This is a genomic window from Mesorhizobium sp. M2E.F.Ca.ET.209.01.1.1 (genome assembly GCF_004010375.2).
Classification (GTDB): Bacteria; Pseudomonadota; Alphaproteobacteria; order Rhizobiales; family Rhizobiaceae; genus Mesorhizobium.
This window is the reverse complement of the sequence record NZ_SADP02000014.1, coordinates 49,266-61,438: the sequence shown is the minus strand read 5'-3', so window position 1 is coordinate 61,438 and position 12,173 is coordinate 49,266. Positions and strand designations below refer to the sequence as shown.

The 12,173-nt window shown below is 60.4% G+C and carries 6 protein-coding genes and 1 pseudogene; 5 read left to right on the top strand and 2 right to left on the bottom strand.

Annotated elements, in window-relative coordinates; translation table 11 throughout:
- Positions 1-37 precede the first annotated feature (37 nt).
- Positions 38-820, bottom strand: a complete 783-nt coding sequence (locus EN852_RS43220; protein ID WP_127877498.1) for an ATP-binding protein — start codon at positions 818-820, stop codon at positions 38-40.
- A gap of 635 nt (positions 821-1,455) precedes the next feature.
- Between EN852_RS43220 and EN852_RS23790 the strand changes: the two genes are divergently transcribed.
- The 5 genes and pseudogenes from EN852_RS23790 to EN852_RS23780 all read left to right on the top strand — a co-directional run bounded on the left by EN852_RS23790 (position 1,456) and on the right by EN852_RS23780 (position 6,220).
- Complete coding sequence (locus EN852_RS23790) at positions 1,456-3,738, top strand: FdhF/YdeP family oxidoreductase (protein WP_127877496.1); 2,283 nt, start codon at positions 1,456-1,458, stop codon at positions 3,736-3,738.
- 11 nt (positions 3,739-3,749) lie between these two features.
- Positions 3,750-4,322 (top strand): cytochrome ubiquinol oxidase subunit I, encoded by a 573-nt coding sequence (locus tag EN852_RS42475; RefSeq protein WP_246694367.1) that lies wholly within the window; start codon positions 3,750-3,752, stop codon positions 4,320-4,322.
- A complete protein-coding gene (locus EN852_RS23785; protein WP_246694372.1) occupies positions 4,214-5,155 on the top strand; it encodes a cytochrome ubiquinol oxidase subunit I in 942 nt (313 codons plus the stop codon). Before EN852_RS42475 ends, EN852_RS23785 begins: the two co-directional genes overlap by 109 nt.
- A pseudogene (locus tag EN852_RS42470) lies at positions 5,152-5,262 on the top strand (ubiquinol oxidase subunit II); the annotation flags it as partial. The gene EN852_RS23785 and the pseudogene EN852_RS42470, both read left to right, overlap by 4 nt.
- A gap of 52 nt (positions 5,263-5,314) precedes the next feature.
- Positions 5,315-6,220 (top strand): cytochrome d ubiquinol oxidase subunit II, encoded by a 906-nt coding sequence (locus EN852_RS23780; RefSeq protein WP_246694366.1) that lies wholly within the window; start codon positions 5,315-5,317, stop codon positions 6,218-6,220.
- 270 nt (positions 6,221-6,490) lie between these two features.
- On the opposite strand, the gene EN852_RS23775 is transcribed toward EN852_RS23780, so the two are convergent.
- Positions 6,491-12,028, bottom strand: coding sequence for a trifunctional serine/threonine-protein kinase/ATP-binding protein/sensor histidine kinase (locus EN852_RS23775; protein WP_246694365.1), 5,538 nt, complete (start codon positions 12,026-12,028; stop codon positions 6,491-6,493).
- Between the last annotated feature and the right edge of the window lie 145 nt (positions 12,029-12,173).

Sequence of the window (12,173 nt, the reverse complement as noted above, 5' to 3'; positions counted from 1 at the left end):
GCCGCCGAGCATTTTGCCAGGATGGCAAAGACTTTCATCATTGTGTTCCTTCCCGTTCAGCGTGAACCCGGTTGCTCGCATCTTCGGAGATGGCAGGCAGCCAAAGATCGATCGTGGTGCCATGTCGGAGCGTGCTGGTTATTGAGAGCACGCCGTTCAAACTCTCCACGATCCGCCTTACGACGGCGAGCCCAAGGCCGCTTCCGTTCGCCTTTGTCGAAAAATTCGGCCGGCCAGCCATTTTGAGCGTCCAGTCATCCATCCCAACGCCGTTGTCGCTGACGGATAGGCGGATCATCCGCTGGACCAAGCCAGGTTTGCTTGACGGCGGAAACTCTAAAGCCGCAGAAATGGTGACAGCGCCGCCAGCAGGCATCGCATCGCGCGCGTTCAGGACAAGGCTGAGAAGTGCGCGTTCGACGAGCATTCGGTCGATGAGGGCCAGCGAAAGGCTGCGCGCGACGTGCAAGGTCAGCTTGACGTTTGGCGAGAGGACGTTCGCAAGAACGACCTGAAACTGCTCGAGCAACTGGCCAATATCCGTCGGCTCCGGTCGTGCCGGTCGCGAATTCGCAAGTTCGAGAAGTTGCCGGGCGAGGACTTTCGCGCGAAACGCGCAATAGATCGCAGCATCGATCTTTCCGAGTTCTCTCGTCGTGCCTGCGCGACGGCGCTGCAAGTCCTCCAGAGCAATCACGACCGGCGTGAGCAGGTTGTTGAAATCATGAACGACCGATGACAGCAGCCAAGTGTCCATATACGGAGGCACCGACCCATCTGGATCGTTGTGACTGAATTGCGAGGACGTATATGCTCGCATGGCTGTCTCCCTGAAGCCGTTCGTAACCGCTCCAACGGCAATCAGCTAACAACAGGCAAGCCCTGCGCGCTATTATGCCGAGGTATGAAACGGGCACCCTTTCGGACGCAGCTACTGACCAGAATCGACGTCTAGGAGATCCACTGGGTTGAGCAGTCGCTCCCCTCCCCCTAATGGGCCTCAAGCAACCCGTCGCGGTCGGAGAAGAAGTCTGCCGCACACCTATGCAAGGTCCATTGCTGACTTGACGAATACCCGTCGCGCGCCTCAAGCTTGCAAGTCCCACGCCGGGCTACGCGCGGCTTCTGTGTCCAAGTTGCTTGCCGCGTGCGTAACCGCGGCAACCGCGTCCCTGCCCGGAATCAAGCTTAATCAGGGCGGCCACGTGCGAAAACGCGGCCTCATTTTACTTTCCGTTCTGCTGCCTCAACCAGGGGGCCGGAATAACAGACCCATACCATTATTTACCTCGTTTTACTGCTCAGTCGAAACTGGCTTCCTTATGGTTTTGCGATGGCGGCCCTTCGAGACTGCGAGACGCCGGGCTGCCAAAGGACGAACATCGCCGAACGTGCAGCCTCAATGCTTCCGCGTCCCGCGACGTTGACGATGCTGCCTTTCACTCTAGGACGCCCGTGCCGAAACCCAGGATTCGACCCTATAGATCGCCGGCCGGCGGCTGGGGCGCATTGGAGGCCACGGCTAAGGCACTGAGTAAGCAAGAAATACTGCTGAGCGGTGCCGTCACCCTCATGCGCATGAACCAGCCTCAAGGCTTCGATTGCCCTGGCTGCGCCTGGCCTGAGCCGAAACAAGCCGAGCCAATCCAGTATTGCGAGAACGGCGCCAAGGCGCTGGCCTGGGAGGGCACAGCCAAGCGCTGCACCCCTGATTTCTTCGCAGAGCATACCGTCTCCGAGCTGGAGACTTGGGACGACTATGACCTGGAGATGGTCGGGCGGCTCACGCACCCGATGGCTTACGACGCGGCCTCAGACAAATACCTGCCCGTTTCCTGGGAGAATGCCTTCGCCCGTATCGGCGCAATCATGCGGGGCCCGGACGATCCCAATAGCGTGGAATTCTACACGTCAGGCCGCGCGTCGAACGAGGCGGCGTTTCTGTTCCAGCTCTTCGGCCGCGCCTTGGGCACCAACAACTTCCCCGATTGTTCCAACATGTGCCATGAGGCGACGAGTGTCGGCATGCCGCAAAGCATAGGGGTTGGCAAGGGCACGGTGCTGCTCGATGACTTCGATCTCGCGGACTGTATCCTAATCATCGGCCAAAACCCGGGCACGAACAGCCCCCGCATGATGACCAGCTTGCGCAATGCCTCGCGTCGAGGCTGCACCATCATCAGCTTCAATCCCTTCAGCGAACGCGCGCTTGAGCGATTCCAGGCGCCCCAGAACCCCATCGAAATGGCCACGTTGACGTCGACTCCGATTTCCTCGCGCGTGTTTCAGCTTCGGGTCGGCGGCGACGTTGCAGCACTGAAGGGTATCATGAAGGCCTGTATCGAGGCTGATGATGCGGCGATTGCGGCCGACGAGGCGCGTGTGCTCGATGCTGATTTCATTCACGGACATACAGTTGGATTTGAAGCTCTGGCGACGGATCTTCGCAGAACATCCTGGGAGGCGATCGAGCGCCAGTCTGGCCTCAGCCGATCGGATCTGCACATCGCCGCCGACGCCTACCTCAAGTCGGAAAAGACGATCCTTGTTTACGGGATGGGCATCACCCAGCACCGGCGGGGCACTGAGAATGTCCGCCAGATCTGCAACCTCGCATTGTTGTGCGGCAACATTGGCCGGCCAGGTGCCGGCATCTGTCCGGTTCGGGGTCATTCCAACGTGCAAGGAAACCGGACAGTCGGCATCACTGAAAAGCCACCCGCCGAGATGCTCGACCGCATCCGGGATCTGTTTGGCTTCGAGCCGCCGCGCGCCAATGGGCATGATACGGTGCTTGCGCTTGAAGCGATGCTGCGCGGCGAAGCCAGGGTACTGATCGCGCTTGGCGGCAATCTCGCCGCGGCGGCGCCGGACACCTTGGCGGCGCACCGCGCGTTGCGCGGACTCGATCTCACTGTGACTATCTCCACCAAACTCAATCGCACTCACATGGTGCACGCCAAAGATGCTTTCATCCTGCCCTGCCTGTCGCGCAGCGAAATCGATGTCCAGTCGAGCGGGCCGCAGTCGATTACGGTCGAGGATTCCATGTCCATGGTGCATGCGTCCGCGGGCCAAAACGCGCCCGCCTCCGAACACCTGCGAAGCGAGACCGCCATTGTTGCAGGACTCGCCCGCGCCGTTCTGGGTGAGTCTTCTTCCGTCCCTTGGGAGAACTTCGCAGCTGACTACGACAAGATCAGAGACGCGATCGAACGCGTCTTCCCAATATTCCAGGGTTACAATGCTCGCGTCCGTATTCCCGGTGGGTTCCACCTAACTTCACTTGCCCGAGAGCGGATTTGGGCGACCTCGTCAGGAAGGGCCGAGTTTGCGGTATTCGAGGGCCTTGAGGAGGATCCACACCAGGATGATCCGACCGCGCTTTGGCTCACCACGATGCGCAGCCACGATCAGTACAACACGACGCTCTACAGCCGCTCCGACCGCTATCGTGGCGTATTCCACCAGCGCATGGTCGTGTTTCTGAACGGCCGCGAAATGGCTCGTCAGGGGGTCAGGCCAGGGGATACCGTAGCACTCGAAACGATCTCCACCGATGGCGTCACACGCAGGGTCGACGGGTTCAAGGTGATTGCTTACCGGCTGCCCGACGGATGCTGTGGCGCATACTACCCGGAGGCCAATCCGCTCGTCCCGCTCTATGCCCGCGATCCGCAGTGCCACACCCCCTCATACAAGGCCGTGCCGGTGCGCATCCGTCGTTTGGAGGCCTAGGAGGGTTGACTATGGACGCCACGACGCTGTCGCGTATTCAATTCGGCTTTACCATCGGATTTCACATTCTGTGGCCCGCCTTCACGATTGGTATCGCTTCCTTCGTGGCCTTCTTGAGCTTCATGTGGTGGCGGACCCAGAATCCTGTCTACGGCAGCCTTATGCGGTTCTGGATTCGCATTTTCGCGCTCGGATTTGGTATGGGCGTGGTGACCGGTGTGGTGCTCTCCTATGAGATCGGCACCAACTGGAGCGGCTTCTCCCGCGCCGTGAGCAATGTGCTCGGCCCCTTCTTCATGTACGAGGTGATGACTGCCTTTTTCCTTGAGGCGGGCTTTATCGGCATCGTGTTGTTCGGCGAGAACCGTGTTGGCCGTGGCATGCACTTCTTTGCCTGCCTCATGGTTGCATCGGGAACCTTGTTCAGCGCCAGCTGGATACTGGCCTCGAACAGTTGGATGCAGACCCCGGCCGGATACTCGATCGACGCCAGCGGCGTCTTCACGTCGTCGACTGGTGGGCGGCCGTATTCAATCCATCGTTCCCGTATCGTTTCCTGCATATGGTCTGCGCAAGCTATCTGACCGGCAGTTTCGTGGTCGCGGGGGTGTCGGCCTATCATCTCTGGCGTGACCAACATATTGCCGCGTCGCGCAAGGCGTTCTCACTTGCGCTGTGGGCGGCGATCGTTCTGGCGCCTCTGCAGATTGCGCTCGGCGACGCTCAGGGGCGCAATACGCTTCAGTATCAGCCCACAAAAATCGCAGCGATGGAGGGCCTGTGGGACTCCGGCGACGGCGTGCCGGCTACCTTGTTGGCCTGGCCCGACATGACCGCGGAGAAGAACCGTTTCGCGATTGCCATTCCGCATTTTGCAAGCGTCTATCTAACCCATTCGTGGAACGGACACGTTCAGGGTCTGAAAGCAGTGCCGTCCGCTGACCGGCCTTATGTTCCGCTCGTCTTCTTCGCATTTCGGATCATGGTCGGTTGCGGGCTGCTCCTCCTCGCGATGGCGATAACGGGCGGGGTCCTCCGCTGGCGTGGGCGGCTGTTCACCACCCGCTGGTTCCAACTCGCCGCCATGGCGACGACGCCGCTCGGATTCGTCGCGGTAATCGCTGGCTGGACTGTGACTGAGACAGGGCGCCAGCCCTACGTGGTCTATGGCCATCTGCGCACCCTGGATGCAGCCTCGCCTATCGCGGCGAGTTCCGTAGTCGTTTCGCTGCTGCTGTTTGTGGTGGTCTATAACCTTCTGCTGCTCGCCTTCTTCTGGTACGGCGCGCGGATCGTCATGCGCGGCCCGGAAGACGTAAGCGTCCACCCGAATGCGGTGCGACCCGGGCTTGAACAGGCGGGCCCGACTGTGGTGGGCGGTTTCCTCAACAAAAGTCCGTCGCTGGCGGGAGAATGACCATGGATCTTCCGCTGATCTTCGCGCTGGTGGCGGCCGGGGCGGTCGGACTCTATGTCCTGGCGGACGGCTTCGATCTCGGCATCGGCCTCCTGTTTCTTCTCGCGCCGCGCGAGCAGGACCGGGATCTGATGATGGAGAGCATCTCGCCGATTTGGGATGGCCGAAACCTGGCTCGTCTTCGGAGGGGCGCTTCTCTGGACGGCTTTCCCTATCGCCTACTACGTCCTTCTTCCTGCGTTCTACTTGCCTCTGATGACCATGCTTTTCGCGTTGATCTTTCGAGGCATTGCCTTCGAGTTCCGTTTTCAGGCCAGGCTATTCCGGCGAGGCTGGGATTATGCATTTGCCGCCGGCTCGCTTCTTGCGGTGTTGGCCCAAGGCCTCGTGCTCGGGGGCTTCATTGGCGGAGTACCGGTCGAGAGCGGGATGTTTTCCGGTGGACCATTCAGTTGCTCTACGTTCCTGGGGTTGCTCTGCGCGGTGGGCCTTGTCGGCGGCTATGCGCTGCTCGGCGCGGGCTGGCTTATCTGGAAAACGGATGGCCCGACCCAGATCTTCGGCCGGGAGGTCGGGCATGCGGCGGTGATCCTGACGGCGGCCTCCATGGCCCTGGTTAGCGCCTGGACGGCTTTTACGGTGCCTGAGGTGGCGGAGCGCTGGTTCGCCTGGCCGCGCATACTGCCGCTGGCCCTCATGCCCCTGGCGGCGGTGGTCGCCATCGTGCTGATCTGGCGCTCGCTTTGGGGTTCCAACGATGGTCGGCCATTCGTGTTGACGATTGTGCTGTTCCTGCTTGGCTTTGGCGGGCTCGCGGTCAGCCTGTGGCCCTATGTTGTGCCGCGCCATGCCACCGTGTGGAGCGCCGCTTCAGATCCAGCGACCCTGCGTTTTGTCGGCACGGGCGTGCTCATCATCCTTCCCATCATCATAGCCTACCTCGGCCATGCTTACTGGGTGTTCCGCGGCAAGACGGTGCTCGGAGCCGGCTACGGCAGTCGGAGTGCCGAGCTGCATGTTGGACGTCGCACGGCGGCGAGCCGCAATGAACTCCATCTGAGCTGAGCGATCGGCGTTGACTGGCGGCCATGGAGGGAAGAGCCGAGGTGAGCGCGTCATTGGCAACAACTCACGAAGGCTGTCAGTTCCGCTTCTGGGATTGCCGTGGAGCGCATGGAGCTTCGCATTCCGCACGTGGATCGCGATGATGGCAGCGCTCCATGTAGCCTTCTGGCTGCAGCTTGAGAGCCCCTCGGCGGTCGATCGCCCATAAACGGCAAAGAGCACTTTAGTGCGGCCGTGCTGGCAAGGGGTCCGTGATTTGGCTCAAGGTGCTCATTCTTCTTCCATTTGCGGCAAGGTGAACTGGAAAATGGCGCCGCGCGGCTTGTTTGCGCTTGCCCACATTTTTCCGCCATGAGCCTCTATGATGGTGCGACAAATCGGAAGCCCCATCCCGAGGCCCGTTGGCTTAGTCGTATAGAGAGCTTCGAAGACGTCCTCGGCACTCTTCAGAGTTAAGCCCGGTCCAGTGTCGCGAACCGTAACGATCACGCCATCCGGCGTATGCTGCGCGGTGGTGATGTGTAGATCGCGAGCTTTGTCCTCAATCTCACTCATCGCCTCGATCGCATTGGCGATCAGGTTGAGGACGACTTGCTGGAGCTGAACCCGGTCCGCTCGAACAACCGGCAAGCCCCCTTCGAGTTCCGCACGTACTGTGACCCCGTTCTTGAGCGCTTCGCCTTGGGTGAGAGCGACGATCTCTCCTACCACTTCATTGATGTCCAGGTCCGCCTTGGACGGCGGTGCCTTTCCGAAGAGCGCGCGCATCCTGTCTATGATCTCGCCCGCTCGCGTGCCGTCCTTCACGATGCGCTCCAGTGCCTGCTGGACTTCCATCAAATCGGGCGGCTGCTTGCTGAGCCAACGCAAGGCGGCTTGGCCATTGGTAAGTGCCGCGGCGATCGGCTGATTGACTTCGTGCGCAATCGAGGCCGTCAGTTGACCCATTGTCGCGACGCGGTTGGCACGGGCTAGCCGCGACTGAATCTCTCGATACCGCCGCTCGTTCTCGCGCGCTTCAGCCTCCGCCCGCTTGAGGCCGGTCAAATCGAGCACGAAGGCAACGCCCTCGCCGCCGCTCTCCTCGAAGCTCGCCACACCGATAAGAACGGGCAACCGGGTTCCGTCCTTCCGGAAGTACTCTTTCTCGAAGGGTGGCAGGCTGCCCGCCATCTTCAGTTCTGGCACAAACCGCTGCAGGTCGCGATCAAGCCATTCGGCCGGTGTCAGGTCCGTCCATCGCAGGTTACCTGAGGCAAGATCGTCACGGTCATAGCCCACCATCCGCAGAAGTGCCTCGTTGGCCTCGGTGATCCGGCCTTCGATGTCCCAAAAAAAGATACCAATGATATTGGCGTCGACCAAACGCCTGATTTTCGTCTCCCGCTCTGTCAGGTCCATATATAGTCGCGTGTTTTCCAGCGAGATCGCTGCCTGCGACGCAAGCAGCTTCAGCACCGGAATTCGCGTCGGCGCGAACACACCGGGAGCAAGGTTGTTCTCCAGGTAGAGCACACCGATGAGCTTGGATTGGTTGAGCAACGGTAGGCAAAGGACGGAACAGGCCTGAACTGCACGGAAGTAAGAATCTTCCGAGAATGGATTGTCTGCCCTAGCCTGATCGATGACCACGCTTTCCCGCATTTGCTCGACATAGCGTAGAACCGAGGCCGGCAGCCTGTCCGGTGACATCGCCTCGTCCAACAACTGGACAGTTACTGTATCTCCATCGGTAATTGCCTCGACGACGATCCGTTGCTCTGCTCCTCGCGAGATCAGCAGCACTCCCCGTTGCGCACCGGCCTGTTCGATGGCCGTGCGCATGATCGTGTCGAGCAGCTTTTCCAGGATAATCTCGCCGGACACGGATTGCGAAACCTTGAGCACCGTCGCGAGGTCGAGGTGCTCGACGGGTGCCTGGATCGTTGTTGTGGGATTGGGCGTCGAGCGCTCGTCATCCCCGAGATGAGGGTAGAGTTGATCGAGCTGACGCACCTTGCCGTCGGCGCCCCAGTTCAAATAACAGCGCCTGGCGTTCCGAAAATAGAGATGCGATATCTCATCGAAGCCGCGCGCTCGATAAAAGCGGGCGGCCCCTTCGTAGGCCAGCCCCTCGTTCTGCATGAAACCCTGCTCGCGTGCCGAGCCCACGGCGCGTTCGTAGAGCCGCTCGGCCTCCAGTTCCCGACCTTGCAGGCGAGCGATCTCCGCTTCGACCAGGGCTGCTCGATTTTCGAAGTTCTCGGGGCAATTCCCCGCCCAGAACACGAGCTTCTTGTGATGTTCGCCCAACGCCATGAGATGCTCGCGCTGTTCGACCGGCGTCGCGTCATCAAATGCAGCAGCCCGCGCAAGCGCGTCGTAGAAATGGTATTCAGCCGCTTCGATGAACGGGCCATCCGTCCAAAAAAACTGTTGCACATGGCGGCCGGCTTCCAAGGCCTCATCATAGCGACCGGAGAGAACGAGAGCCTGGAGTTTTCGGATCCAATACCAACATGCTGGCAGCGCCAGATAGCGGTCGGCGAGCAGATATTTTTCGAAGCGGCTCTCGTCAAATTGGTCGTCGGAAAACGATCCGAAGTCAGGCGTGAGGCCTCTGAGCGTCTTGATGATCCCCAACTGGCCAACAATGACGGCGGTGGTTACATCGAAACCCAGTTTTTGCGCGAATTGAAGGCCATGCTCGGCCGTGCGCTGTACCTCCGTAAGCGGCGTACCCAGCGATAGGAGTTGCGTGACAGTCGCGTCGTACAAATAGCCGGCGTAAGTCAATTCGCCCGCTTCCAAAACCATCTCAAACGCACGCCGGATCACTGGCTGGGCGTCACGGAATGGCCGAATCCAGGGTAGAACCATCACCCCGAAAGCCGAGTGCACACGAACCTTGTAGCGTTCAAAGCCCTCTTTCCCGACTAGATCCAAGCTGAGCTGGCTGAAGCGTTTCGTCGATTCATAGTCACCGAAGCGGACGCCAAGTGCCAGGTTGAGGCTCGCATAAGCATGGGCAGACGCATCGCAATTGCCGTGGTCTATGCTCAGATTTACCATCCGCAATACGAGCAGGCTTTCTAGGTTCTCATTGGCGTACAGGCCCGGCGACAGAAGCTCGAGGAGCACATCCATCGTGGCGCGCCGTTGCGGATCCGACATTAGCGGCAAATCGTACAGCGCCTCGATACTGCGGCCTTCGAGCCGTCGCCACATGCTCTCGAGCTCGTCGCCGACTTCCTCATCCGTCGGGGCAGCGGACCACTCAATGCCAACCTCGCGCAAATATTGGAGGCCCACCTCAATGGCACGATCCGGGCGCCCCGACAGCATGTGGAGAAGAACCTGCATACGTGTAGTTGCAGCTCTGTCCAGAACGCTCGCAGCGCGCCGTTGCAGCATCGACAGCCGCTCCTCCGCACCGGCCAGATTGCCGGTCAGCAACTCGCATTCGGCATTGTTGATGTCGATTGCAAAGGCGATGTCATAGCAGCGCGTCCACGGCTCAACGGGCAGAAGCGTCCCGCCGAGGACGAAGTAGTTCAACGCTGAAGCGTAAGCGGTCGCCGCCTTGGCGCGCTTACCGGCTATCAGGTTCAATTCGGCCAGCTGTAAACGCTCGCCCTCAGCCGTGATCAGGGCAGCGCCGCGGTTGAGCTGATTGACGATCTCGAAAATGACCTCGTCCCGCTTGTGGGGTGGCGTGTTGGCCGCAAGCAGCCTGCCAATCCTGAGATGGACCGCCGCTCGCAAATCTTCGGGAATCAGCGAATACGCAGCTTCCTGGACACGGTCATGGAGGAAGCGGTAGGCGTCTTCCGAACGGAGCACGAGACCCGCACGAACTGCTTCCCAGAGGTCGCTGTGAATGTCCTCCATCGATGTGTCGTAGACCGTAGTCAGCAAACCTAGTTCAGCACTGGCACCCAAGCAGGCAAGCTTCTGCAACGCTCTCTGGGTTCCGACCGGCAGCCGGCTCAATTTTTCCAACAAGAGGTCAACGACATTGTCGGTGTAGCCCTTGGCGTGAATGCGATCGATGTCCCATGACCATTGCGCCTCGCGGTGGTCGAAAGCGAGCAGCCCCTCTTCCGCGAGCGAGGAAGTGAATTGAATGGCGAAGAATGGATTGCCGGCCGTCTTCTCGTGGATCAGTTGCGCCAGCGGTCGAACGCGCTCCGGCTCGTGGCGAAGAGAATCTCCGGTCAGGCGCTCCAGATCTTCCGGGGCGAGCGGCGCAAGCACGATCTCGTTGACCACCGAGCCCGACTTGCGGATGGCGTTGAGCTTGTGCATCAGCGGATGCGCGAGGCTCACCTCGTTGTCGCGGTAGGCGCCAACCAGCATCAGATGCCGAACGTCCTGTTGGATCAATATGTCCTCGATGAGATCGAGCGTCGCCAAGTCGAGCCACTGCAGATCGTCCAGAAAAAGCGCAAGCGGATGCTCCGGCCTCGCAAAGACGCCAATAAAGCGGCGGAACACGAGCTGAAAGCGGATTTGCGCCTGTCGCGGCTCAAGCTCAAGCACCGGCGGTTGCCCGCCGATGATGAGCTTCAGCTCCGGCACCAGATCAACCACCAGGCGTCCATTAGGACCCAGCGCCTCCAGAAGATCATGACGCCAGGCAACCAGTTCGGCCTCGCTCTTCCCGAGAAGCGGCCGCACAAGGCCCTGGACGGCTTGGACAAGCGTCCCGTAGGGGATATCGCGCTTGTACTGGTCGAATTTTCCAAATGCGAAAAGGCCTCGGGGCGGAACGAGCACCTTGTGAAGCTCATGGACGACTGACGTTTTGCCGATCCCCGAATATCCGGAAATCAGCACAAGTTCCGGCCTGCCGCTCCCAACAACCCGATCGAAAGCGGTGAGAAGGGTCTCGACCTCGCGCCCCCTCCCGTACAACTTTTCGGGGATCAACAAGCGATCAGGCGAGTCTTGCCTGGCGAGCGGAAACGGCTCGATGCGCTGCACAAGTTCCCACTCGACAAGGCATCGCCGAAGATCATTCTCGACGCCAAGGGCGGTCTGGTAGCGCTCCTCCGCCGTTTTGGCGAGCAGCTTCATAATGATTTGCGAGACCGGCGGCGGGACATTCGGCGTGCGTTCCGAGGGGGCAAGCGGCCTTCTCGCAATATGGCAATGCACCCATTCCAAGGGTTCGGATGCGGCGAATGGCAGCGCGCCGGTTACCATCTGATAGAGGGTGACGCCGAAAGCGTACAGATCACTGCGGGAATCGATTGATCGGTTCATTCGCCCGGTTTGCTCTGGAGCCATGTAAGCAAGCGTCCCAGCGATTGCCTCGGGCGCATCGGGCGCCGGCCGCTCGCGAGGCAGCCGCGACGCAAGACCGAATCCGGTGAGCCGCACCAGGCCATCGTTACATCCCACCATGATGTTGGCCGGCTTGATGTCTTTATGGACGAGTCCGCATTCGTGCAGGCTTCCCAACGCCTTCGCGATGCCGACCGCGAGGCTCAAGAACGAGCTCAAATCCATGGGGCCATCGAACAGCCGGGCCAGCGGCTCGCCACCCGGGTCCTTGAGAAGCAGCATCGTCCGCCCACGCTCGTGCACCAGCTGCAGCGGCCGCACGGCCCAAGTCTCGTCCAGTTCGTCCTTCAGGGAGTATTCGTGCGCGAGGCGCTGGAGGCTGGTCGAAGGCGAGTGCTTGGCGGTCGGCAGCAAGGCCAGCACGCTCTGATCATCGTCGGTGTCCCCGCGTTCAGTCCTACAGAGGACGTATTCCCCGTCGGCCCACAGCACCTGCAGGCTACGATCTTGATCAGCGCCGAGCCCGAGGGATGGGCTCACGTGCTGAACTCCGCCGTCACGCCCGTGCTCGGGCTGCGGCCATGGAATTGATTTACTGCTCGAACGTTCCGCCTCCAGGAAATGGCCAGAGTGAGTTCAAACATAGGTTTATGACGGTGTCCTTCCCGTGAGCGCAAAACCAGCC

Bases quoted from the DNA above. Each gene is read 5' to 3' on its own strand.
- EN852_RS43220 (WP_127877498.1), bottom strand. From the start codon at position 820: ATGCGAGCATATACGTCCTCGCAATTCAGTCACAACGATCCAGATGGG.
- EN852_RS42475 (WP_246694367.1), top strand. From the start codon at position 3,750: ATGGACGCCACGACGCTGTCGCGTATTCAATTCGGCTTTACCATCGGA.
- EN852_RS23780 (WP_246694366.1), top strand. From the start codon at position 5,315: ATGGCCGAAACCTGGCTCGTCTTCGGAGGGGCGCTTCTCTGGACGGCT.